The 24,454-nt window shown below is 57.2% G+C and carries 21 protein-coding genes; 9 read left to right on the forward strand and 12 right to left on the reverse strand.

Going from position 1 to position 24,454, the window contains the following annotated elements; translation table 11 throughout:
- Nucleotides 1-135: 135 nt before the first annotated feature.
- The 3 genes from DSD31_RS13150 to DSD31_RS13160 all read left to right on the forward strand — a co-directional run bounded on the left by DSD31_RS13150 (nucleotide 136) and on the right by DSD31_RS13160 (nucleotide 4,919).
- Entirely contained in the window at nucleotides 136-2,259 is a 2,124-nt protein-coding gene (locus DSD31_RS13150) for a TonB-dependent receptor (protein WP_015584361.1), read from the forward strand.
- Between the two features lie 8 nt (nucleotides 2,260-2,267).
- The gene (locus DSD31_RS13155) at nucleotides 2,268-3,290 is read left to right on the forward strand and encodes an ABC transporter substrate-binding protein (RefSeq protein WP_104895644.1); all 1,023 of its coding nucleotides are present in this window, start codon (nucleotides 2,268-2,270) and stop codon (nucleotides 3,288-3,290) included.
- Nucleotides 3,291-3,509: 219 nt separating this feature from the next.
- Nucleotides 3,510-4,919 carry an MFS transporter gene (locus tag DSD31_RS13160; RefSeq protein WP_113991096.1) on the forward strand — a complete coding sequence of 470 codons (1,410 nt, stop codon included), beginning with the start codon at nucleotides 3,510-3,512 and terminating at the stop codon, nucleotides 4,917-4,919.
- A gap of 135 nt (nucleotides 4,920-5,054) precedes the next feature.
- Here DSD31_RS13160 and DSD31_RS13165 read toward each other — a convergent pair whose 3' ends face one another.
- Nucleotides 5,055-5,936, reverse strand: a complete 882-nt coding sequence (locus DSD31_RS13165) for a LysR family transcriptional regulator (protein ID WP_113991097.1) — start codon at nucleotides 5,934-5,936, stop codon at nucleotides 5,055-5,057.
- Nucleotides 5,937-6,121: 185 nt separating this feature from the next.
- Between DSD31_RS13165 and DSD31_RS13170 the strand changes: the two genes are divergently transcribed.
- Entirely contained in the window at nucleotides 6,122-6,922 is an 801-nt protein-coding gene (locus tag DSD31_RS13170; RefSeq protein ID WP_015584364.1) for a helix-turn-helix transcriptional regulator, read from the forward strand.
- A gap of 83 nt (nucleotides 6,923-7,005) precedes the next feature.
- A complete protein-coding gene (locus DSD31_RS13175; RefSeq protein WP_113991098.1) occupies nucleotides 7,006-7,626 on the forward strand; it encodes a LysE family translocator in 621 nt (206 codons plus the stop codon).
- Between the two features lie 46 nt (nucleotides 7,627-7,672).
- On the opposite strand, the gene DSD31_RS13180 is transcribed toward DSD31_RS13175, so the two are convergent.
- From DSD31_RS13180 to DSD31_RS13195, 4 genes are all read right to left on the reverse strand, one after another.
- Nucleotides 7,673-9,973 (reverse strand): FdhF/YdeP family oxidoreductase, encoded by a 2,301-nt coding sequence (locus tag DSD31_RS13180; protein ID WP_113991099.1) that lies wholly within the window; start codon nucleotides 9,971-9,973, stop codon nucleotides 7,673-7,675.
- A 214-nt stretch (nucleotides 9,974-10,187) separates the two neighbouring features.
- A complete protein-coding gene (locus DSD31_RS13185; protein WP_004861790.1) occupies nucleotides 10,188-11,105 on the reverse strand; it encodes a bestrophin family protein in 918 nt (305 codons plus the stop codon).
- A gap of 415 nt (nucleotides 11,106-11,520) precedes the next feature.
- On the reverse strand, nucleotides 11,521-12,390 hold the full coding sequence (locus DSD31_RS13190; RefSeq protein WP_113991100.1) for an oxygenase MpaB family protein: 870 nt from the start codon (nucleotides 12,388-12,390) through the stop codon (nucleotides 11,521-11,523).
- 124 nt (nucleotides 12,391-12,514) lie between these two features.
- Nucleotides 12,515-12,946: an OsmC family protein gene (locus DSD31_RS13195; RefSeq protein WP_004861784.1), complete on the reverse strand. Its 432-nt coding sequence runs from the start codon at nucleotides 12,944-12,946 to the stop codon at nucleotides 12,515-12,517.
- A gap of 340 nt (nucleotides 12,947-13,286) precedes the next feature.
- Here DSD31_RS13195 and hpaD point away from each other — a divergent pair, with 340 nt between their 5' ends.
- The 4 genes from hpaD to DSD31_RS13215 all read left to right on the forward strand — a co-directional run bounded on the left by hpaD (nucleotide 13,287) and on the right by DSD31_RS13215 (nucleotide 18,060).
- Entirely contained in the window at nucleotides 13,287-14,300 is a 1,014-nt protein-coding gene (hpaD, locus tag DSD31_RS13200) for a 3,4-dihydroxyphenylacetate 2,3-dioxygenase (protein WP_086816641.1), read from the forward strand.
- Nucleotides 14,301-14,387: 87 nt separating this feature from the next.
- On the forward strand, nucleotides 14,388-15,629 hold the full coding sequence (locus DSD31_RS13205; RefSeq protein ID WP_071359397.1) for an MFS transporter: 1,242 nt from the start codon (nucleotides 14,388-14,390) through the stop codon (nucleotides 15,627-15,629).
- Between the two features lie 49 nt (nucleotides 15,630-15,678).
- On the forward strand, nucleotides 15,679-16,968 hold the full coding sequence (locus DSD31_RS13210) for an FAD-dependent monooxygenase (protein ID WP_015584369.1): 1,290 nt from the start codon (nucleotides 15,679-15,681) through the stop codon (nucleotides 16,966-16,968).
- A gap of 45 nt (nucleotides 16,969-17,013) precedes the next feature.
- Nucleotides 17,014-18,060 (forward strand): amidohydrolase family protein, encoded by a 1,047-nt coding sequence (locus tag DSD31_RS13215; protein ID WP_015584370.1) that lies wholly within the window; start codon nucleotides 17,014-17,016, stop codon nucleotides 18,058-18,060.
- 73 nt (nucleotides 18,061-18,133) lie between these two features.
- Here DSD31_RS13215 and DSD31_RS13220 read toward each other — a convergent pair whose 3' ends face one another.
- From DSD31_RS13220 to DSD31_RS13250, 7 genes are all read right to left on the reverse strand, one after another.
- Nucleotides 18,134-18,979 carry a DUF2218 domain-containing protein gene (locus DSD31_RS13220; protein ID WP_113991101.1) on the reverse strand — a complete coding sequence of 282 codons (846 nt, stop codon included), beginning with the start codon at nucleotides 18,977-18,979 and terminating at the stop codon, nucleotides 18,134-18,136.
- Between the two features lie 131 nt (nucleotides 18,980-19,110).
- The gene (locus DSD31_RS13225) at nucleotides 19,111-19,491 is read right to left on the reverse strand and encodes a RidA family protein (RefSeq protein ID WP_113991102.1); all 381 of its coding nucleotides are present in this window, start codon (nucleotides 19,489-19,491) and stop codon (nucleotides 19,111-19,113) included.
- 67 nt (nucleotides 19,492-19,558) lie between these two features.
- The gene (locus DSD31_RS13230; protein ID WP_081213135.1) at nucleotides 19,559-20,863 is read right to left on the reverse strand and encodes a hypothetical protein; all 1,305 of its coding nucleotides are present in this window, start codon (nucleotides 20,861-20,863) and stop codon (nucleotides 19,559-19,561) included.
- A 189-nt stretch (nucleotides 20,864-21,052) separates the two neighbouring features.
- Nucleotides 21,053-22,276 carry a DUF3500 domain-containing protein gene (locus DSD31_RS13235; RefSeq protein WP_015584374.1) on the reverse strand — a complete coding sequence of 408 codons (1,224 nt, stop codon included), beginning with the start codon at nucleotides 22,274-22,276 and terminating at the stop codon, nucleotides 21,053-21,055.
- On the reverse strand, nucleotides 22,276-23,145 hold the full coding sequence (locus tag DSD31_RS13240; RefSeq protein WP_015584375.1) for a fumarylacetoacetate hydrolase family protein: 870 nt from the start codon (nucleotides 23,143-23,145) through the stop codon (nucleotides 22,276-22,278). The genes DSD31_RS13235 and DSD31_RS13240 overlap by 1 nt, the downstream gene beginning before the upstream one ends.
- Before the next feature lie 11 nt (nucleotides 23,146-23,156).
- Nucleotides 23,157-23,534 (reverse strand): nuclear transport factor 2 family protein, encoded by a 378-nt coding sequence (locus DSD31_RS13245; protein WP_015584376.1) that lies wholly within the window; start codon nucleotides 23,532-23,534, stop codon nucleotides 23,157-23,159.
- Nucleotides 23,531-24,313, reverse strand: a complete 783-nt coding sequence (locus DSD31_RS13250; protein ID WP_113991103.1) for an SDR family oxidoreductase — start codon at nucleotides 24,311-24,313, stop codon at nucleotides 23,531-23,533. Before DSD31_RS13250 ends, DSD31_RS13245 begins: the two co-directional genes overlap by 4 nt.
- Nucleotides 24,314-24,454 lie beyond the last annotated feature (141 nt).

Consider the following 24,454-nt stretch of genomic DNA (forward strand, 5'->3'; position numbering starts at 1 on the left):
AAAACCAACGTTATATATTGACATATACAGCGATGTTTTTTATCTTTTTGTCATACAAATAAAAACCGTACCCTTCAGACAGAGACGAGATTTTACCCGCCTCATTCCGCTTTCATTCGTCTGAACTCAAAATTAATGCGCTCATATAAACTCGTTTTATTTACCGGGATGATTCCCTGTTCTCTCATTATGCCGGCGATGCCCGTATATGCGGCAGAAACCCTGGTTGTCACCGCAGAACCGCTTACGCAATCCCTTGATGATGTTACGCCTGCCGCTGAACAGCAGGCTACGGTAGGCAACCTCGGCAAGCAGAAGTTGATTAACGTTCCGTGGTCCGTGCAGACGCTCTCCGACTCTCTGACCCGCCAGGTGCAGGCCAGCAGCGTCAAAGATATCTACCGTTATCTGCCCTCCGTCCAGGGCGACGGCGTTCGTCCGCAAACCCGCGGTATGCAGGGCAGCGTGGTCCAGAACAGCATGATTGACGGCCTGAACGTGGTGTCGACCACCGAGTACCCCGCTGAACAGTTTCAACGCATTGAGGTACTGAACGGTATGGCCGGCGCGTTATATGGCCCGGCGAACCCGGCAGGCATGTTTAACCTGGTCTCGAAACGGCCTACCGATGTGCCGCTGCGCAGGGTAACCGTTGGCGGTGGGACCGCCTCCGGCGCGAATGCCGCGTTGGACCTGAGCGGGCCGGTTGACGCGGCCGACAGAGTAAAATATCGCCTCAATCTGCGGGATCAGGACGGCAGCAGCTATACCCACGGTAGCCGTCAGCGCAACCAGTATGCGGGTCTGGCGCTCGACTTCCAGCTGACCGACCAGACGGTGCTGGAGAGCAATTTCAGCTACTACCACTTCTATCAAAAAGGTCTTCCCGGAACTTTTGCCCTCGCAAAAGGCACCCGTTTCCCGTCGCCGCTGGATCCGACCAAAAGCCAATATGGCCAGTACTACGCCGGCAACGACGACACCACCACAACCGGAAGCCTGCATATTAAGCATGATTTTGACGGTAACTGGCTGCTGGACATTGGCGTACTGCGCCAGATTGCCGACCGCGAATCCACCGCCGTGACCAATACGCTCACCGACAATCGCGGCCATTACACCACCACAACCGCCAACTCTGCCGCCAGCCGTTTTACCATCAACAGCTATCTTGCCAATCTTACCGGCAGCGTTGAGACGGGCTGGCTGCAGCATGATCTGGCGGTCGGCATGCGCGGTTTCGTGTGGAAAAACGACAATCCACGCAACGGCGGGACGCAAACGCTGGGACACGCCTCGCTGGCGGAAAATCCGGATTACGCCCGCCCTGCTTACCCGGACTTTACCGACCGCTATCATTCGGCCACCACCACGCAGCACGTTTTTTTACTGAGCGATACGCTGACTTTCACCCCGCAGTGGAGCCTGCTGCTCTCGGGTAGCGAAAACCTGTTCACCGTCGACAATTACAACAAAAGCGGAAATCGCAGCAGCAATCATGATGACCGGGGTACCAGCGGCTCAGCCAGTCTGATGTATAAACCGGTGGAGAATGTGACGCTCTACACGACCTGGGCAAACAGCATGCAACAGGGCGACACGGCGCCGGCCGGAGCCAGCAATGCCGGAGAGGTTCTCGACCCTTATCGTAGCCATCAGCTGGAAGTCGGCGCGAAATATGCCCCGCACCGCGACCTGCTCTTAACCGCGGCGCTATTCCAGGCCGAACGTCCGTTCGCCTACACCAACGATAGCGGCGATTTTGCCGAAGACGGTACGCAAAAAAACCGCGGGCTGGAGCTGATGGCCGACGGACACGTCACCTCTAACCTGCGACTGTTCGGCGGCGCTACCTGGCTCGACCCGCGTCTGCATAATACCTCGAGCGCGGATGCCGATGATAAGCAGGTTGTCGGCCTGCCGCGCTTCACCGCCAACCTGCTGGCCATTTACAGCATCGACCCGGTTCCTGGACTCGACGTCAACGGCAATATTCACTACGTCGGGCGCCGGGCGACGGATAATGCCAATGACAGCTGGGTCGCCAGCTATACCACCGTGGATATCGGCAGCAACTACCGCACCCGACTGTTTGGCACCGACACCACCTTCAGGTTAGCAATTACTAACATTACTAATCGCCACTACTGGACCAACATCGTGCCCGGCGCGCTGACAGGCTATACCGGCGCAGGTTACGCCAGCGCTCAGCCCGGCGCACCGCGCGAAGCGACGGCGTCAGTACAGTTTGATTTCTGAGGAACGACATGAAAAAGATAGCCGCTGGTCTGCTTTCGCTGCTACTCGCTTTCCCGGTGCTGGCCGACCGTCAGGTGACGGACGATGCCGGGCACCCGGTGATATTGCCCGATCGGGTGACTCAGGTGGCAGAGGGGTGGTTCGCGCACCACTCGCTGCTGATGACGCTCGGCGTCGGCGACCGTATCGTCGCCACGGTTAACCGTCCGGATAGCCGCCCGTGGATGTTTCATATCGCTCCCCGGCTCAATCAGGTGCTGATAAGTCGCGGCCCCCACTTCACCAGCGAAGCGCTGCTGACGCGCGATGCTCAGGTGGTCTTTGTGGCGCAGGGCAATGGCGATGCGGACGCCTATCGCCAGGCGGGATTAGCCGTGATGGAAATGCACTTTACCGACTACCCGTCGCTGGCCCACGCCGTAGAGACCACCGCAGCGGTCTTCGATACGCCCCAGGTTCGGGCCAGGGCCCAGGCGTACAACCGGTATCTGCAACAGGTTATCGCCGTCACCGCTCAGCGCAACCGGGGTCTGACGGACGGCGAGCGGCCGCGGGTGCTGCATATCCAGTCGCTGAAGCCTCTTAAGGTTGACGGCAGCCATACGCTAATCGATACCTGGATTCACCTGGCCGGTGGGCGAAACGCCGCGGCGGAAATCTCCGGCAATATGCAGGAAATTTCCCCGGAGAAAGTGCTCGCCTGGCAGCCAGATATCATCATCCTCGGCGCCGGGTGCGGCGATTTACAGCACTCGGCTTATGGCAAGCTGTTCGCGCCGCTACGGGCGGTAAAAAACGGCAAGGTCTGGCAGAATCCGGCAGGCGTGTTCCCGTGGGATCGCTACGGCACGGAAAGTGCGCTGCAGATCCAATGGGCGGCGAAACGGTTGCAACCACAGCGTTTTAACGATCTGGATATGATCGCCATCACCCGCGATTTTTATCAGCGCTTTTTCGATTATTCGCTGACCGGATCGGAAGCAGAGCGGATATTACAGGCGCTGCCGCCGCAGGTAAAAGTGGGCCGCTAAGCAGCGGCTCAGCGCATCATGCTGGCCGCCGGTGTCATGGTCATTTACTTCAAATCCGTCGGCCACTCTACGAAGAAACCAGCGTATCCAGTAGACATTTTGCATATCGGCGAGATTTTTTGCTGTGGAAGTCCCATGGAAAGAGGAATTAAAAATTTAAAACCATTAACAATCTAATAACATTAGCAGGCAAACATTTTATCTGAGGAAAATAATAATATGTCTACCACCCAGGTTCTGGGGGATGCGTCTTTTGCACCCGCAGAACACCCCCACTCCAGCTTAACCCGCCGCATTGATGCCCTGCCTGCCTCTGTCGGCCTGTGGTCGTTTATTACTCTGCTGGCGCTGGGCGGCTTCTTTGAGCTCTACGATCTTTTTCAGACCGGGTATATCAGTACCGGACTGCTGGCAGAACATATTTTTCATACCGACCAACAGGGCATTTTTGGCATCTCCGATCAGGCCTCATTTGCCTCGGCCACCTTCTTCGGATTATTTATCGGCGCCAGTCTGATGGCGCCGCTGGCGGACAAGCTGGGCCGCCGATTAACCTTTATGTTTGCGCTGGCCTGGTACGGCGCATTTTCACTGCTGATGGCTTTCCAGAACAGCGCCGAAGGGGTCATCTTGTGCCGCTTCCTGGTTGGTATTGGGCTGGGAATTGAACTGGTGACCATCGACACCTACCTGAGCGAATGGGTCCCGACCCATCTGCGCAACAAAGCGTTCGCCTTTGCCTTTTTTATCCAGTTTCTCTCGGTTCCCGCCGTCGCGCTGATGTCATGGATGCTGGTCCCGACGACGCTGTTCGGCCTGAGCGGCTGGCGCTGGGTGATTATCTTTGGCGCACTGTGTTCGCTGATCATTTGGGTCATCCGCAAAAAATTGCCGGAGTCGGCCCGCTGGCTGGAGGTGAAAGGTCGCCATGCGGATGCGCACGCGGTGATGTGTCAGATGGAGCGGCGCTGTGGCGTCACGCCTTCGCCGCAGCATATCCCTGACACCCGGGAAGCGCAGCGCAAAAGTGGAACCTTTAAAGAGATCTGGGCGCCGGAATACCGCAGACGAACCCTCATGCTGATGGTGATGAATTTCTTTCAGGCGATCGGCTTTTTTGGCTTCGGCAACTGGCTGCCGGCGCTGCTTTCCGGCCAGGGGGCGAGCATTACCCACAGCCTGCTGTACGCCTTTTTTATCACTCTCGCCTACCCGCTGGGCTGCTTGTTCTGCACCCGCTTTGTCCACCGGTTTGAGAATAAGTGGCAGATCGTTCTTTCCGCGCTGATGACGGTGGTGTTCGGTACCCTGTTTGCGCTGCAGAATAATCCGGTGATGCTGGTTGTCTGCGGGTTTATGATTACCTGGTCCAACGCCTGGCTGACCATCAGCTATCATGCCTACCAGGCGGAAATCTTCCCGACGCGGATTCGCGCCAGAGCCGTGGGCTTTTGCTACTCGTTCAGCCGCCTGTCAACGGCGCTCACCAGCCTTCTGATCGGCCTGATTTTACAATACGCCGGCACCCCGGGGGTGATTAGCTTCATCGTGGCCAGCATGCTGATGGTGATGCTCTCGGTGGGTATTTACGGCCCGAAAACCCGCGGTATCGAGCTGGAAAATATCTGACTGTCCGCTGCGCCGCCGGGTGATTATCGGCGGCGCAGTCGGCTCATGGCGGGCAATCGTCAGCGCACTAAGCCATAGTCTGCCAAATGAATATGCCATTGAGCCCCAGGGACGGCCTCCCATCCCCCGGCCATATTAATTAAAAATGACCTGCGCATCGGCAAAACATTTCTCCGCCAGTGACGAGACCGGCTGCTGGTTGCGCATGATCAGCGCCAGCATTGACTCTACTTCGGTTTCGGCGATGGGAATAATCTCCAGATTATCGCTTAACGCCTCCAGACCATTGTTGAGCGGCATAATGGCGCAGCAAATTCCCGCCTGCACCGCCTGGATAATCTGGAAGGTAGAATCGCTCTCAAAAACATATTTCGGCGTGAACCCTTTACTCTTAAAACTCATCTCAATGGATTCACGGTAATGCATTCCTTTAGTGAGAAAACCAAGCGGTAATGCGGCCATCGTTTCCCAGTCTGGCGTCCCTTCGGCAAACTGAAAATGGCGTTTATCATGCAGCAACCCCATTCGCGTTGCCGGCAGCCGCTTAATGTTGAAAAGCTGGCTATCGACGTGGTGAAGGTAGCAAATGCCCAGATCGAGCTGATTACGGCTGACGCCATCGATAATCTGCTCCGAGGTGAGAGAAAGCAGGTTGAACTGCAGCTCCGGGTACTTCCCGGCCAGCGGTTTAATCAGCTGCATCGGGTTAAGGCTGGCCAGCGGCACCATCCCTACCCGCAGTTGCCCCACCATCTGGCCGCGACAAATCGCCGCTTCCGCCTCCAGCCCGTCATGAGCCGCCAGCAGCGCCCGCGCCCAGGCCAGAATACGTTCGCCTTCCGCGGTAAACCCCTCAAACCGCTGCCCGCGCTGAATCAGAACCAGATTGAGCTCCTCTTCCAGATTGCGGATGCGCATCGAAAGCGTCGGCTGAGTGATATGGCACAGCGCCGCGGCCTGGCCAAAATGACGCGTTTGATCGAGTGCGATCAGGTATTTGAGCTGTTTAATATCCATGGTTAATCCAGTGTGTTGCCGTTCGCTATATGCGAACGCCGGCGCGATGCAGACTCCCCTCGCCCGGTCAAAAGTATGTTAGTTAAATGTTACGTTCAGCATCGGACAAATACAAGCCGGTCCGGCGCTTGCGGAAGTGACGATCGGCGGACTACACTCGCACAAAACCGCTTCGGGAGGAGCACATGGCGCCCCGCATCCATCACGTCCAGCAGCATCACTTGCCTCTCCCCGGTCTCGAGGCCATGTCGCTGCTGACCGAACAGCACTTTTCGCGCCATGCTCACGAGCAGTTTGGCCTCGGTATTTTCATTCGCGGTGCCCAGCGCTCGTGGAGTCATCTTGGCCAGGTTGACGCCTCGGCCGGGCAGATCATTATGGTCAACCCGGGAGAAATGCACGATGGCGTACCGCTGAACGGTCCCCGCAGCTGGCAAATGCTCTACCTCGATCCGCAGCTCGTCGTCGATGAATTTCAGGGCGCGGTTAAAAGTGAGGATATCCTGCTGCGCCCGGTGGTCGACGACCCGCCGCTGCGCCTGCTCATGCAGCGACTGTTCGCTGAAATCACCGCCCGCACGGGCGATGAGACGGCGCTTGAAGAGGGGCTGCTGCTCTGTCTGCTGCGGGCAACCGGCTGCCATCGTCTCGTCCGGACGGCACCGGCCCGTTACTCCCCGACCATCGCGCTGGCAAAAGAGTATCTTGATGATGCGCCGGAGGAAAAAACCTCCCTCGACATGCTCGCCGCGCTGTGCGGCATGAGCCGTTTCCAGCTGATCCGCGGCTTCGCCCGCGAAACGGGCATTACCCCGCATGCCTATCTGGTGCAGTCCCGGGTACGGCTGGCGCGTCGGCTGTTAAGCGCCGGACATTCCCCCGCCGATGCGGCGCAGATGGCCGGCTTCGCCGATCAAAGCCATCTGACTCGCGCCTTTCAAAAACAGTTCGGCACCACCCCGGGCAGCTATCACTCCGTCCGGTAACCTCGTCTGCAATTTTATTCAAGACGCGCCCGCGGTGTGGCGAAATACTCAGAGCGACTGATTTCTCTCACAGGAACACCGCCATGTCGTTCATCAGCCCTGAATTTCTACTCACCTCATTGCTGGTTGTACTCGCCCCCGGCACCGGGACGCTCTACACCATCGCCACCGGACTCGCTGCCGGAAGACGCAGGAGTTTCGCGGCCGCTTTCGGCTGCACCCTGGGTATCATTCCGCATCTGCTTGCCGCCGTCACCGGTCTGGCGGCGCTGCTTCACCGCACTCCGGAACTCTTCAGTGCGATCAAATATCTCGGTGTCGCCTGGCTGCTGTACATGGCATGGAATACGCTCGCTCAACGGGGCGCGCTCACGCCAGAGAGCCGCGACGAGGCCGATTCACCGCTGAAAATCATCACGCATGCCGTGATGATTAACCTTCTCAACCCGAAACTGCCGCTCTTCTTTTTCGCCTTTCTGCCGCAATTTATCCGCAGCGATGCCGCCTCCCCGGGGGAAGCGATGCTGACGCTGAGCGGGATTTTTATGCTGATGACGCTACTGGTCTTTATGTTATACGGCGCCTGCGCGGCCGCGATGCGCGGCTATGTCCTGACCCGTCCCAGGGTGTTACTGGGGCTGCGGGTCGCTTTTGCCGCCGGTTTTGTCGGCCTTGGCATCAAGCTGGTACTGGCGCCAGAATAGCGAGAGTTTGCTGCCGACGTTGAGGTCGGCAGCGGTCGCGGGCAGATTAGCGCAGGCCGGAGACCGGCCGAATCTCTTTCGAGCGCAGGGTCAGACGAATCGGCACGGATTTATAAGAAGGCGTGCCGCTCTCTTCATCAATGTAGTCCAGCGGAACCAGGACGTTGGCTTCCGGATAGTAGGCGCCAACGGTGCCTGGCGCGATGTTGTAGGCCACCAGCGTAATATCCTCCAGACGCAAATCGCTGTCCGGCAGCGCGGTGGTGATATCCACCCGGTCGCCGTGCTCGAATCCCTGACTGGCCATATCCTGCTCGTTCATAAACAGCACGTCGCGACGGCCAAAAATACCGCGGTAGCGGTCATCCATGGCGTAGATGGTGGTGTTGTACTGATCGTGGCTGCGCAGTGTGACCAGCCGCAGTACCTCCTCGCCCGCAACATGGACGTTCTCATGTACGCCGTGGAACACCGAGAACATGGCTTTCCCGGTTGGCGTTGGCCAGATGCGCTCCGTCGGCGGCAGCGGCATGCGAAAACCGCCCGGGTGACGAATACGCTCGTTGTAGTAATCAAAACCGGGAATGGTGCGTTCGATCAGATCGCGGATACGGTCGTAATCTGCCACCAGCGAGCGCCAGTCGACTTTAGTGTTTGCCAGGGTCGCCATCGCCATACCGGCAACAATCGCCGGTTCTGAACGCAGCAGCGGCGAGGCCGGTTTCAGTTTTCCTGACGAGGCGTGCACCATCGACATGGAATCTTCCACGGTGATCGACTGCCGCCCGGTCTCCTGCATATCCAGCTCGGTGCGCCCCAGACACGGCAGAATAAACGTCTCTTTCGCTACCAGCAGATGCGAACGGTTCAGTTTTGTCCCGACGTGCACGCTGAGATCCAGCCCGCGCATTGCCGGGAACGCGCGCTCATGGTCGGGCATTGCCACCGCAAAGTTACCGCCAAGACACAGCAGAGCCTTCGATTTGCCCTCGATCATCGCCTGCAGCGCTTTCACCGCGTCATGGCCATGCTTGTGCGGCGGCACGAACCCAAACACCTCCTGCAGCTTCGCCAGGAAGGCGGCGCCCGGCTTCTCGGTAATCCCGACGGTGCGGTTGCCCTGGACGTTGGAGTGACCGCGCAACGGACAGATCCCGGCACCGGGTTTGCCGATATTCCCGCGCATCAGCAGCAGGTCGGCGATCAGCCGCACGTTTGATGTGCCTTTGTTATGCTGAGTGATCCCCATGCCATAGGTCACAATCGTGGCGTTCGATTTAGCGTAAGCGTCGGCAACCCGCTGCAGGTCAGCGCGGGTGAGACCGGATTCGCGTTCGATATCTTGCCAGGAGGTCTTCTGCAAATCATCGACAAACGCCGGGAAGTTCTGCGTATGCTCAGTAATAAAGGCGCGATCGAGGACGCTACCCTGCTCTTCTTCCATCTGCAGCAGCGCTTTGGCAATGCCTTTCAGCGCCGCCGCATCGCCACCGGCCTTCACCTGAAAATAGGTAGAGGCAATATTTGTCGAGCGCAGGGTTGCCATCTCGATAACATTCTGCGGGTCGGCAAAACGCTCCAGCGCTCGCTCTTTCAAAGGGTTAAACACGATAATCGGTACGCCGCGACGAGCCAGCTCATGCAGCGTCCCCATCATACGCGGGTGGTTGGTTCCCGGATTATGGCCGATGGAAATCACCAGCTCGGTTTTATCAAAATCATCCAGCGACACCGTTCCCTTGCCGATGCCGATCGACTGCGGCAGCCCGACGCTGGTCGATTCATGGCACATATTCGAACAGTCGGGAAAATTGTTGGTGCCCAGTTCACGGGCAAACAGCTGGAACAGCCAGGCCGCTTCGTTGGAGGCGCGTCCGGAAGTATAGAACTCGACCTCGTCCGGCTGCATGCCGCTGACCACTTCGCCGATACGCGCGAAGGCGCTTTCCCAGCTGGTCGGGCGCAGCGTGTCGCTGGCGCGATCGTAGACCAGCGGATGGGTTAAGCGACCGTAGCCTTCGAGCTCAAAGTCGCTTTTGGCCAACAGCGAAGTGACGGTGTTCGCCGCCAGAAATTTCGGCGTAACGCGTTTGCTGGTCGCTTCCCAGGTCACCGCTTTGGCGCCATTTTCGCAAAACTGGAAAGTAGATTTGTGTTCTTTATCCGGCCAGGCACAGCCGGGGCAGTCAAAGCCGTCAGGCTGATTGGTGCGCAGCAGGGTGACGGGCGCCTCCAGGGCATCCATTTGTGTCCGCACGGCGATGGCCGTTGCTTTCAATGCGCCCCAGCCGCCGGCCGGGCCATCATAAGGATGCACGCCAGGTACTGAGCGTCTTTTCATATTCATATCTACTCCAGAATGCGCCGTCGATAAGCGAGAACGACGTGCCGAATCACCTTAATCAGGGCGATCCGCAACGTGAAAAAGTTCGTCCGCCGGAGAACACCGCGGCGGACGTTTTTGTTAACGAAAGCATAACAATCGGGATCGCAACTGTATAATCAATGTTATCTATCACGCGTTAGATTTAACTTATTTAACAGTTACGCAGAGAGAACCATCAGGTCAGATTGTAGTAGCGGTCGGGCTGCAGCGTTTCCGGCAGCGGGTGCTGACCGGTCATATCCAACAGGTTGCGTTCGATGGTGTTGCACATGGCGTTGAGGGGTAAATCGTTCGCCGCGGTGCCAAACGGATCTTCCAGCTCTTCCGCCAGCGAATCCCAGGACAAGAAGGTGTAAGAGATAAAGACCGACACGAACGGCGTCATGTAGTGCAGATCGCCGACCAGCGCGAAAGGCAGCAAGGTACAGAACAGATAGACCGTACGCTGCAGAATCAAGGTATATGCGAAAGGGACCGGCGTGCTGGCCAGGCGTTCGCATCCGCCCAACACGTGGGCCAGCTCGTCGAGCTTATTGTCCATCAGACCATAGGTGATATCGCTCACCTTCCCCGCTTCGCGCAGCTGGCCCAGCTCATGACCGACCAGCAACAGGATGCGGTTAGTCGGCATCGAGCTGCCGAGGATCTCCGCGACGGTATCGGGGGGCAGCAGCCGGTTAAGGTCAGCCCCGGGATGGGTTTTACGTAACTGGTGTTTCAGACTCCAGCTAAAGGCAATCAGGTAGCTGGCGATTTTTTGATGCGTTTGGTGCTCCGTCGGAAGAATATTTTTCAGCTGACGCATCAGGGTGCGTTCGGCAATCAGTACCGTCCCCCAGAGATTACGCGCTTCGACAAAACGGTTGTAGCTGGCGCTGTTGCGAAAACCGAGGAATATCGCGATGGCTATCCCCAGCAAACTAAAGGGCGCCACGGTCAGATGGATACCCAGCTGTTCGTACCATTGATAGCTGATGATGGCGATAATCGACATCAGGACGTTAAGCAGCAGGCGAAAAATGATTTTTGACAGCACGGAGCCGTGCCAGTCAAACAGACGAAGGAACCAGTGTTGTTCTGGTCGGATGATCATTGTATGACTTCCTGAATGCCCAGTCTGGCTATAGATAATATCTATTAACCGATTGGATTATTTTATTGAACATAAACACGACAATGCGTTTGTTATTAACCATTAATATGCGATGGAATAATGGCGCAATAATTATGGTCCTTTTTTATTTATCGGGCAATATGAAAACCACTGCGGGGATGCGAGGTAGAGCGCCAATGAATCAACCCTGAGATTAATGTGGCTACATTATCAACCTGCCGGCGTCAGCCTCCTCTGGACAGTTAACGCACCTGTCGCGGGGCCCACACGCAATCGATTCCAGCGAGCCGATAATTTAATTCACAGAGGGCCGAAAACGCGCATAAAAATATAAATCGCGCCGACTTTTTTATTCTGAAATAATAGCCGACAGGTGCTATCCGCGACAAAAACGTTAATTCACGGCCATTCTGCGCATCGCACAATGATAGGCGCCGTTGCGTACCGATGCGCGAAGCACCCTGGCGATACCCTGTACCGCGAGCCGGGCGGTATGCCGCTGCCAGGGAGTCAGCGTCAGAGAGAGCATCTCCTGCGCCCAGGGCGGCAGCAGATCAATCCCGGCACGCATCATCAACTGGCCTGCCGGCTGAGTCAGACGGCCGGGTAAACGGGTGGTCAGCAGCACGTTCGCCACCTCCCGCGTACGCTCATCGCAGCGCAGACGCGGGCGCATATCCTGCAGATATTCCGTCACCTGCTGCTGCGTCACCGGGATATCGCGCGCGCCCAGACGGCGGGCAATCTCAGCCGCCTCGTGGAAATATTGCGTCTGTCGCTCCTCGCTGACCACCGTACGCTTATAGCGCAGATGCGATGCCATAAAGCTGCTGCATTCGGCCACGTGTACCCAGGTCAGCAGCGCCGGATCGCTGGCCATATACGGCGTGCCGTCTTTATCCTGCCCGCTGACCCGCAGGTGAATGCCCTGCACTTTGGCAATCAGCCTTTCCGCATCGATGGTGGTGCCAAAGGTGGTCGCGGAGATAAACTGGCTGGTGCGCCGCAGGCGGCCGAAGATATCGTCGCGGAAATTGGAGTGATCCCAGACGCCGGCCAGCGCCAGCGGGTGCAACATCTGGAGCAACAGTGCGCTCACGCCTCCGCATAGCATCGACGTAAAGTCGCCGTGTACCTGCCAGATGGCCGATCGGGGGCCGAACAGCCCCGGCTCCCCTTGCGGGTGCTCGAAATCAATCTCTTTCAGCGCCATGCCGGTTAAGCCCAGAACCTGAGCTTCTATCATTCCGCGTATGCTGGTCATTGTTTTGCCTGATTCTCTCCGTGACAGCAAAACATACCACTATTCGGCGCGGGACTCATGTGCAGGCCGTGACTTTATCCGCAGCGAGGATGCAGAGTGCCCGCCAGCAACGGGCACTAAAGACTCAAGGATTCAGCTGGTAGTCGAGACTAATCTCAGCGTTCAACACCTGCGATACCGGGCAGCCGGCTTTCGCTTTCTGGATAATGCCGTCAAAGACATCGGCTTCAATGCCCGGCAGAACAATCTGACTCTGCAGCGCCACCTGGGTAATCGCAAAACCGCCGCCGGATTTATCCAGCGTCACCACCGCCACCGTATCAATCGCCGTGGCCGTATAGCCGGCTTCACTGAGCATCAGCGACAGCGCCATCGAGAAGCAGGCCGCATGCGCAGCGCCTATCAACTCTTCCGGATTGGTCCCTTTTACTCCCTCAAAACGGGTATTGAAACCGTACGGCTGCTGGCTCAACGCCCCGCTTTCTGTCGAAACGGTCCCCTTGCCACTTTTTAAATCCCCTTCCCAGTGCGCCTGACCTTTCTTATGGATTGCCATGTAATCGCTCCTGTTGATATGTCGAACCCAAAGTATAGATGGTGAGGCGTCTTTCGGGTGTGGATTAGGAAAATCCCCTATAAAACAAAAAATTATCAGGTGGCGCCTTCTGTCGTTATTTTTAACACGAAAATGACAATGATTAACATTCGCGCAACAGATCACATTTTCATCATCGCGCCATAGCGAATTTTTTCCGCTCATCTACTATCAGTTCACAACTAGATATATCGAGATAAAAGATATATCTCAATTGGGCTTTGTCTTGAGCAGAACAGGCGGCCACAGAGCTGCTACGTATCCGATACCTGTAGCGATGACTGAAAGAGAGAACCCTACAATGCAGCAGATCAATGAGCTAGTCGGCCAGCCTCCTTTTAATGTGACCCGGGCCAGCCATGTCGTCCTGAACGTACGGGACCTTGAAGCAAGTAAACATTTTTATCGCGAGCTGGTGGGCCTGATCGTCAGCGATGAAGATGCCTCCACCGTCTGGCTGCGTGGCCTGGAAGAGCGCGGTCACCACAGTCTGGTGCTACGTAAAAGCGCACAGCCTGGCTGCGCGCGCATCGGCATGCGGGTCCACAGTGAGGACGATGTCAAACGGGCGCGGGATTATTTCGCCGCACAAGGAGCGAATGCCGAACTGGTTGATGTCCCCTGGCAGGGTTTGACGCTGCACGTCAGCGACAGCATCGGCGTGCCGCTGGAGTTCTGCGCGACCATGGAGCCGCGCGAACGGATGTTTAAACAGTACGATCGCTACCGCGGCGCCTGTGCCCAGCGTCTCGATCATTATCAGCTGCAGGCCAGCGACGTGCGCACCGCGTTTGATTTCTACCAGCGCCTGGGATTTCGCACCAGCGAATACACCTGGTCGACGCTGGACGGCAATGAGCAGCTCTGGGGGGTGTGGATGCAGCGTAAAGGCAACCCGCACGATATTGTCTTTACTAACGGCGTCGGCCCTCGCCTGCACCATTTCGCTTATACCATCCCGGATAGCAACGACATGATTCGCGCCTGTGACGTGGCCGGAGCGTTGGGCTACGCGCCGCAGCTGGAGCGCGGCCCTGGACGTCACGGCATCAGCGGCGCGCTGTTTATCTATTTTCGCGACCCTGATGGCCACCGCATTGAACTGTTCAACACCCACTATCAGCACATCGACCCGGAACCTGCCATTGGCTGGGATCTGGCGGATCCCAAACGCGCCGATCAGTGGGGACTGCCGGCACAAAACAAATGGTTTACCGAGGCCACAACGTTCGTGGGCGTGACGCCGCAGCCTCCGCGGCTGCGGGTTGAACCGCCGGACCTGGAACGTTTTCTGGCGATGGCCAACGACGCCTGACATTGCACATCGTCACACGCTGTACCTCAACGCTCCGGCGCCGCGCGCGGCCTGTGAGCAAACTTAACAGCATCCAGGAGTACGATTGTGGCTACATTTTTTCAAAATGCTTATCTCAGAATTCTGGTGACCTACGCCCTCGGCGTGATGGCGGCGATGACCGTCAGTGAAGCGGTCACCGAACTGGGCGCCATTGCACACGCGTTTCATATCGACGGGCACGGCCAGGTGGGACTGATCATGTCGCTCCCTTCCTTAATGGTCGCTCTCGGCGCGCTGCTGGCAGGCTATACCGTTGACCGCTTCGGCGATCGCGTGGTGCTGCTGATTGGCGCGGTGATTATTGTTGCCGGCGACCTGCTGGTGATTGCTGCCCCCACTTTTACGCTGCTGCTGATCTGTCGGGCGATTACCGGCGTGGGCTATGTCCTGACCGCTGTCGCCGCCGTCACCCTGCTTATTCGCATCACAACCGGCAAGCAGAGGACGATGGCGATGGCGCTGTGGTCAACGTTTGTCCCCGCCAGTTTTCTGCTGCCGTTTCTCTCGGCCGGTCTGGCCGAACACTTTGGCGACTGGCGGGTGGCGTTCCTGGCCCACTCGGTCTTGACCCTGCTGCTGGCCGCTGTGGCGCAATGCTGCCTGCCGCGACGCAGTGCGGAAGAAAAAATCATCTTCTCCCGTACCCGGGGCCTGCGCGACGTGCTGAAGAGCCCGCTGCCGTGGCTGCTGGGGATCTCTTTCGGCGCCGATGCGTTTCTGCAAACCGGCGTCATCACCACCCTCGCACCGTGGCTGGCGAAAAGCTATGGCGTGGATCCGCTGGCGGTTTCGCGCTGGAACGTGGTGGCGATGGTCTGTAACGGCATCGGCTGTCTGATGGTCGGCGCCCTGCTCAACCGTGGCGTCCGCGCGATGCTTATCGGCGCGCTGGGCATCGTACTGACCGGTATTCCCGCGCTGGTCATCTTCAGCTTGCAACTGGGGCTGTGGCCATCGCTGGTGGCGTCGTGGGTCTTTACCTTTGGCAGCGGGCTGCTGGTGGGAATGTGGGCACTGGCGCCGGTGGTGGCCCCTTCACGCGACAGCATTGGCGCCACCAGCGGGCTTATCACCCAGTTGACGCTGATTGGCGTGTTCCTGGGACCGCCGCTGTTTTTCCATGCTCTACAGAATCATACCGGCCATTCGCTATCGCTGCTGGTTCTGGCGGGACTGGCGGTATGTCTGGTCGGCATTCCCGTCTGGCTGCGCGATCCGAACCATAAACCTGCCGCTGAACACCGCGCCCCGGACGGCGCTGGCATCAACAAATCGTCCGTGAACTGACTATGACAGGCCAGCTGGCCTGCCGATAACACAATCTGAGGAAGTTATTATGTTGGATATCGTCATTATTGGTGCCGGTCCGGCAGGGCTGGCTGCGGCCCTACGTCTGCACCAGCAGGGATTTAAACCGCGTTTATTCGAAGCCGTTCAGGAAATTAAGCCGCTGGGCGTCGGGGTGGATATCAAACCCTACGCGGTAAAAGAGCTGACGGAACTGGGTCTGTACGAGGCTTTTTGCGACATTTCTGTCGACGCTCAGGAGTCGATTTTTTACACCGGTTACGGCCAGCAGATTTTCGCCGAACAGTGCGGTCGACATATGGGATATGAACACGATCAGCGCTTCGTACATCGCGGCCATCTCCAGATGATGCTCTATCGTGCGGTACAGGAACGATTGGGACCCGAGGCGATTACCCTCGGCTGTCGCTGCCTGAGCTTCACCCAGGACGAGCATGGGGTGACCGTCACGTTTGATAACAGCCTGAACCCGGCGGCTCCGCAGCAGGTACGGGCCGACGTGATGGTTGGCGTGGATGGCATTCGCTCGGTGGTGCGCAGCCAGCTACTCCCGGCCTCTCAGCGTAGTCACTTTTCCGGCCTGACGCTGTATCGCGGCGTCACCGTAATGCCGCCGATCAAAACCGGCGGCTCAATTTTGCACATCGGCGATCCGATTCGTCAGGGCACCCTGATCGTCTACCCCATTCAGGACAACGTCGATGGTCAGGGAAATCAGCTGGTCAACTGGGTGATTGAGCAGGCCGAAAAACCGCAAAGCGAAGAAGACTGGAATCAGGAAACCGGCGTCAAAGAGATTGAACATGTTTTCGATGACTGCCAGCTCGGTTTCCTGGATGTCAGCGAAATGATCCGCCGCGCCCGCGAATGCTACCTCTTCCCGCTGATCGATCACGATCCCCTCTCCCAGTGGTCTTTTGGCCGTATCACCCTGCTGGGCGACGCCGCGCACGCCATGTATCCGCGCGGCGGCAACAGCGTTTGTCAGGCATTTGTCGACGCCCGCGTGCTGGCTGAGAAGCTCAGCACAGTGGCCGATCCGGTTGCGGCGCTGCGGGCCTACGAGGAAGAACGACGCGAGAAGGTGAACTGGCTGGTGCTGGCTTCACGCGGCGAAGGCCCCGAGGTGGTTCGTCGGATTGTTGAAGAGCGCAGCGGCGGGAAACCGTTCGACGATATTGAGGCCATTTTCCCCCACGAAGAGGCGCTGGCTATCTTCAGCGAATACCACGCCAAAGCCGGGATGCGGATTCCTGGAAGTAAAGAGAGCGTAGCGCCCGGTAAATATAAGTCCGTTTTTGCCAGCGAGCAGAAATAACCCCCCACCAACCAACATGACACCAAAAACAAAAGGAAAGAACACATGAGTAAAATTATCGATGCCAACATGCACTGGCTGCCAGGCGACCTGTTCTCCGACGAAAAACTGCTGAATGCATTTCTGGATTGCGTGCCGAAACAATACGGGGTCCACACCCGGGTAGAGCAGATCGAAGGCAAACCGCTGCGTCAGCTGATCATCGAACAGCCGAAAGGCTATGTGAATCTCAACTACGCCGAAGGTCAGTACACGCTGGAGAGTCAGCTGGCAGACATGGAAAAAGCCGGCGTCGACCACGCCATTTTCCGTCTTCCGGTATGGCAGGAGTGGCTGGATCTGGAGACCTGTAAAAAGGTCAACGATCGAATGGCCGAATACGTGAAACGCAGCGGCGGAAAAATGTCGGCGCTGGCGGTCGTTCCGCCGTGGGGGACCGAAGAGTGTCTGCGCGAAGTCGACCGCTGTCTGAATCAGCTCGGCTTCCGCGGCGCGCAGATTGTCGCCCACTACGGGCAGATCTATCTCGACGATCCGGCCTTCCGCCCTTACCTCAACTACCTGAACTCGCTGGAAATTCCGGTTGTGGTTCACCATACGCCGCTGCCGGTGGATTTTAACTCCGTACTGCCGTACACCAACCAGCGCCGCCAGTTCGGGCGCTGCATCGACCAGGCCACCGCCGTCGGACGCGAGCTGTTCAGCGGCATGTTTGACGAGCTGCCGAACCTGCGCTTTATCCACTCCATGCTGGGCGGCGCGTTTTACGCCTTCGCCGATATGCTGGTACCGCCGCAGCATCAGTTCAACGATGCGGTCGATCGTTTCCAGACCGGCACCGGCAATCTGCGCGCGCAGTTAAGCAACAACATCTTCTTCGATACTTCCGGCGCGCCGCAATGGGGTAAAGCTCAGCTGGAGGCCGCGGTGAAGGTGATCGGCGGGAAAAATATTCTCTACGGTAGCTCCTACCCGATTCGCAAGGACTGGTTCTTCCAGGGGGTGGACACCATTCAGAGTCTGGATATTTCAGCGGAAGATAAGGCCAATATTCTCGGCGGGAATGCCGCACGGATGTTCCATCTCGACTAACGAAATCGGCCCCGCTAAACATCAGATTATCGGGGCCAAAAGCGAGAAACCGGCAGAGGGCTGCCGGTTTTTTTTACGTCCGCTGCCAGCGGATATCCAGCGTTTCGCGCACTGCCGCTTCCGCCAGATGGCGTTCCACGATGGTTTCCATCTCGGCCAGATCGTCGGTTTCCGTGGCGCTCAACGTAATCTGCAACAGGTTATCCTGCACATCCAGCCGGACCTCGCCGATGCTCAGTCGAAACTGCCCGCTGTGCTCATCGCTGACGACCGGCGTGCGATGTTGGAAATGGCTGCACAAGCGGCGCATAAATCGCGAGGCATTGGGCGTCGCGATGCAGGCGATACTGGTGTGCACGCCCTCCGTCGCAACCGGGGTAGTCAGCAGATGTTCAATACGTTCGGCGGCCAGATGAATTGCCTGCGCCAGGCTCACGACCATACCGGCAGGCAGCGGCTCATATTTCATCCGCAGGCTGAGCGCCCGTTTCAGGTGGTCCATTGCCTCTACCAGCTCCACCGGCGATTCTCGGTTCGCCTGCGGCGCCACCCGCGACTTAAGCATTTCCATAACCGATTGATTAGCCGTCAGCCATGCCCGGCCCTCTTCGGTAATGCTGTAGCGCTTGCGGCCGCCCTTTTCCAGGTCGATAACCGCATAGTTGCGGTCATACAGCCAGGTCAGGGTCGGATAGATGACCCCCGGGCTGGGCTTATACAACCCGCCAAAGCGTTCTTTAATGTCATGAATTAGTTCGTATCCATGGCTCGGCTGTTCAGACAGCATCGCCAGGAGCAGCACGCGTAGCTCACCGTAATCGAATACCCGCCCACGACGCCCGGTCTGCCCCGCATTTTGCGGGACAGCCGGAGTGTCGTTACCGGCGGACTTTTTTCCGGAGCGTTGTGTTTGTTCCATCGTCGACTCCTTTATCATCCACTGCAACATAACTAAACTTTAAATATATCTTAAAGAGATGACGCAGGCCTGAATTTTGTTCGCCAACGGAATACGCGCGGGAAAGCGGAGAAGCGGTCAGTAAAAGTTAGTTAAAGAACGGCGATAAAATCACACTGTACGCGAATATTGCCGTTCAGTTTAGCATCGATGGCGTACCTGGCCGGACGCGATGCCGGATCAGGGAAATAGCGGACCCAGTGGCGGTTCACCGTTTCGCGCTCGTTTCTGTCCGCCATCAACAGCGTCAATCGGGCAATGTTGTCCAGCGTCCCTCCGGCATCCTCAATTAGCGTTTTGATATGGGCAAACATCAGCGCGCACTGGGCATCAAGATCGTCCGGTACCTGCCGGCTCAGCGGATCGCGGCCATAAATCACACCGGAAAAAACCATATTGCCAATCCGACAGGCGGCAGGAACGGGATTGGCGTGAACGAAGGCCTCGCTATAAATACTTTTTCTGTTACTCATATTTATCTCCAGTCAGGATCTGCCGCCGGCAGACCCTGCTACTAATAAAAGGACAATGTCATCACGATTAATATTCGCTGTCCGGCATCATAGCGCCGAATTTATAAACCAGGCGCAGGCGTTCAGCATGATAATCACCGGTTATCGGCGACGGCGAGTCAATATAATCAAATTCAAATTCAGCATGTAATCGCGGGGTCAGGTTATAGCCTAATATCATAAACCCGGCATTAATATCCTTAGCGGCAATCGGATAATAAATCCCACTGGAATCTTTTAAATTCAGACGCGTATAGCCTAATACCGCCAGCGCGTTTTGATTATGATAAACATAGCGCAGCGCCAGCGCATCGCCGGGCTGATTACTGGTGATCATCGATGCCAGCGGTTGTCCGGCCTCAATCGGCGTGGTGTCATAAATACCAAAATTATATGGTGCGAAATAGGCGCCATTTAAAAACGCCCCGTCTTTGCTGGGGACATGAGTGGCAATCACCGAGAGACTGTGATTGCGCGAGCGCATCCCCAGTCGGGCAGAATAAAGATCGGTGTCGATATTTTTATACGGCCAGGACTGATCCGATGTATCCCATTCATGCAAATACTGTGCGCCGAAAAATGGCGTCCATTGTCCCACGCTTAGCCCATGTACCGGCAGCTCGCCGCCGACAAAAGCCATCTGCGCACGTTTATCAAAGTGATAATACCAGGCCTCGGCCTGGGCATCGTACAGGTGGCCATAGCGCAGACCGAAGGTGGAGAAACCATCGCTGTCGACCGAAGGGATCGTCGTATCATCAACCTCTGGCGCCCCGGTATCTCCCTTACCAAAGGTATCAGAGCTGAAAGGTTTGAAGCGGTAGATTCGATAGCCGTACAGCTTTAACGGCTGCTTATCCAGCAAAGCGTAATCGCCGCCAACCCCCTCATATAAGGCCGGAATCATGGTACGACCTTCGCCGCCGTTGGCGAAAGGCGTGTCGAGTGCAATTCGTCCCCCCTGTAGATTAAATCCATATCCCCGATAGCGCAGATAGGCCTTACCCAGAACATTGATATTATCCGCCGGCAGATAAACTTCCGTTTTTTCACTGTTATCGGGATTGAGACCTAAATTCCACGACGCATAATCTGCAACACCAAAACTAAAGCCATAAAGTTCCGGGCTGACATATTGAATATCACCCCCAAAGGCGTGCGTTTGTTTATCCGCAACGGTACCGTTAAATTCTTTAAAAAAATGCATAGTTTTGACTTCGCCGTAAATATTCCCTTGCGAAAGCCAGTCGTTGAATGAATCAGAGTCGCCACCAGCAGATACCGTATTCGCGTAACAACTGCCGCACATCAACGCCAGCGGAAATAACGCCATCGTTGAGACTCTGAATGAACAGTTTAATTCCATTGCCAGATAACCTCATTGTAGGAGACAGAGATATTTTTATTTACCGCCCGGAGCCTGTTCGCGCAGGCTCATAGAGAATGGCGCGTCAATGCGCCCACCCGCGCTACGCTCTGCGTTCGCGACGGGTGATATCAACAGAAATTAAACCCGACAGGTTTATTTGCGCGTTTGTGCCAATAAGGCTTTGCCGTAATCATTGCCATTGGGAATCCGCGTAATCGTGTGAATATGAAAACGCGCCGGCTGCTCATTGGTCAGCCACATCCCGCTATGGTGATCGAACTCCAGCATCACCACCGGACTTTGAATACGGTAATAAAAGACATCGTCATCGCCGCAGCCGCCAATCCAGCACCACCAGGTTTCCTCAAGATGCTGTTCAATGCACGCCAGCCGCCGCTGTCGCGGAGCATCGGGCAAAAAATCAAGGAAGCAGGCAATCGTCGCCATTAACATCTTGCGCTGCGCCGGACTGAACTCCGCCACACAAATTCCCTCATAAGGAATTATTCGGTTATCCTGAAAAGCCCCGCCGAGATGGCGCTGATCGGCGAAGTTAAAGCGCTCTGGCGGCATCGCCGGATCTTCCATCTGCTGGAAAATCGTTGCTCGTTTCTGCTGCCGCGGAGTCAACGCCTGCATCAACGCCAGGCCGCAGCGCTCTTCGTCGGTAAACAGCGTCGCATCGCTGTCATCACCGCGATCGATAACGTTTGGCTCCACGCCCATAAACGTGGGGGCGATAGTCAGCTGACGTCCGACGATAAAACAGCAAAACGCGACATGATGGCCGTAGATATTCCACCCCCAGGGCCGATCCGCCGAAGGCTCGCCGAACAACATGAAATGGAAGCTCCAGCGGTTCATGATGTTATTCAGGTCATACAGCTCGCCAAGGAAATGGTTGGCATCCATCAGGCGAGAGACTTTGCGAAAACCCTGCTCGCTGGTGCAGGTCCTCAATAACCCGAGAAATGCCTCGCGCGTCGCCGGAGACGTCGCTTCCAGGCGCACGCCATAGTCATTGAACGGAATTTCCGGGTTATACCAGGCACGCCACTGCGGCGCATCAATCGGCTGGCAGACGCGCTGGCGCTGCGACGGCTCCAGCGTCCGCAGCAGCTCTCTGGCGGCGGCAACCGCCTCGTCGACGGCAAACCCTTCATCGGCTAACGCGAAAAGCCCCTCGCGTACCCTGCCGTCAGTCGTGATCCCGCGAAACGTTTCATCCAGGCTGGCCTGCCACTGCGCCTGTAGGTCACGCGCTTTTTCCGTCGCCAGCATCCTGGCGCCATAGGTGGCGACATCCACGTTACGCGCGGCCAGAATACGTGGCGCGTCAGCAGGCAGAAGATAATCACGAAAAGAGTTGCTGCTCATCACGCCTCCCACGCTATGGCGTCGTCTTCTGCCACCACGCGATGTTCTATCGCCCCCAGGCCGTCGATGGTCAGATGCAGCAGATCGCCCGGCTGCAGGAAACGCCCGGTCGGCGCGCCAATCCCGGACGGTGTTCCGGTAGCAAGTACGTCGCCCGGCTCCAGCGTCATCACCGATGAGAGATACTCAATTTGTTGATATATGTTGTAAATCATATCGCCGGTTGAGGCGTGCTGACGTTGTTCACCGTTCACCGTTAGCGTCATCTGTAGCGCCAACGGGTCGGCAATTTCATCGCCGGTCGTCAGCCACGGGCCCAGCGGCCCGTGCGTATCGAATGATTTGCCGAGCGTAAAGGTCGGCGATTTTTTCAGCCAGTCCCGCGCGGAGAGATCGTTGACGATCAGATAGCCGGCAATCACCGCGTGTGCATCGCGGGCACAGACATGGCGACAGCGGCGACCGATAACCACACCGAGCTCGATTTCATAATCCATCTGCTCGCTAACGCGCGGCTTAACGACCGGATCAAAGGGCCCGCTGATGCAGGAAACCTGCTTGTTAAACCACATTTGCGATGGCGGGATGGCGATCCCCGCCCGGCGTGCCTCCTCGGCATGCTGGCGATAGTTCATACCAATGCCGAGAAACTTCTGCGGGTCGTGAATCGGGGCCTCCAGGCGAACCTCCTCCAGCGCAATGGCCGGCCCGGTGGCCCGCTCAAGCCGTTCGCGAAGCGCCGGCAGGTCGTTGAGCAACTGGCGCATTGAGTGATCGATGCCGGTGATTTCGGATAAATCAATGACCGTAGAATCAACCACTTTGCCAAGCCGGGTACGTCCGTGGTGGGTGTAGCGCACGAGCTTCATAACACTCCTTCTTACGCCGCAAAGGGCGTCATTTGTGACAACACAATCTGCCAGCCCTGCGGGGAACGTCGCAGAACCAGCGTGGAAAAACCGTGGCGAACCCTTTCGGCGCCATCGTGCAGTGCACGGACCACGTTGCGCGTTTCGCCGCTGATAATGGCAATATCGCCCAGCAGGCGTATATCCGGCGTTGGCCGCTCGATAGCCACAAAGCCGCCCATTTTCACCACGTGTTCGAGAAACTCGGCCTTACCCTGCACCATTCCGGTACTGTGAATATGAACAAGATCGTCGGCCAGGAGCCCCGCCAGACGCACGCTATCACCGGCCACCAGTGCCTGCTGACGCTGCGTCTCAAGCGTCATTAGCGCCAGGAGATCCGTATTCATAGCAGCCCCTCATAGGAACCGCCGTCGAGCTGCAGATTTTGTCCGGAAATATAGGAAGCCTGCTGGCTACAGAGAAAGGCACAGGCCGCAGCGAACTCCTCCGGGCGGCCAAAGCGACCGGCGGCGATTGTCGCCTCATTGCGTCGGCGCGCCTCTTGCAGACTGATGCCCTCTTCATCCATCAGCCGCTGCAACATAAATGCCTGGCGCGGCGTATCGATCCGCTCCGGAAGCAGGTTATTGATGGTCACATTGTCGGCTACCACTTCACGACCGATCGCTTTGCAGATAGCAGTCAGCGCCGTCCGCGCCGAGGTGGATAGCCCCATCATGTAGTGCGGCGCTTTGACCATGGCCGAAGTGATATTGACGATCCGCCCGAAGCGCTGCTGCTGCATTGCCGGCAGCCACGCGCGAATCAGCTGTACCGCAGGAATAAAATTGGCCGCCATCGCCCCCAGCAGCGCCTCTTCATGCCAGTCGGCAAGTGCGCCGGGCTGAGGCCCGGCGTTATTGGTCACCAGAATGTCGATTTTTGGCCAGGCCGCCAGGATCGCCGCGCGCCCCTCCGACTGCGTCAGGTCGGCAGTGACGGTGGTGACGGCAACCTGAGGAAAGCGCTGGCGCAGCGCCGATGCCGCCTGCGCCAGCTTCTGTTCATAACGCCCGTTTAGCGTGACGTTCACGCCTTCTGCCGCCAGCGCCGCCGCGCAGGCCAGACCGAGTCCTTGCGATGATGCGCAGACGAAAGCCTGTTTTCCGCCAATCCCCAGATCCATTCTCCGCTCCTGAATGTTAATTATTGGTAAAATAATGTACATATATTGATATATCTCAAATTGCGATATGTCTAGATATCCACAGGAGGATTAGATGAAAGTCGGAGATGGCTCACGAAAGAGGACGCTGTCGGCGCGAAC

Origin of the sequence: Klebsiella sp. X13 (assembly GCF_003323835.1) — a bacterium.
Lineage (GTDB): Bacteria > Pseudomonadota > Gammaproteobacteria > Enterobacterales > Enterobacteriaceae > Klebsiella > Klebsiella ornithinolytica.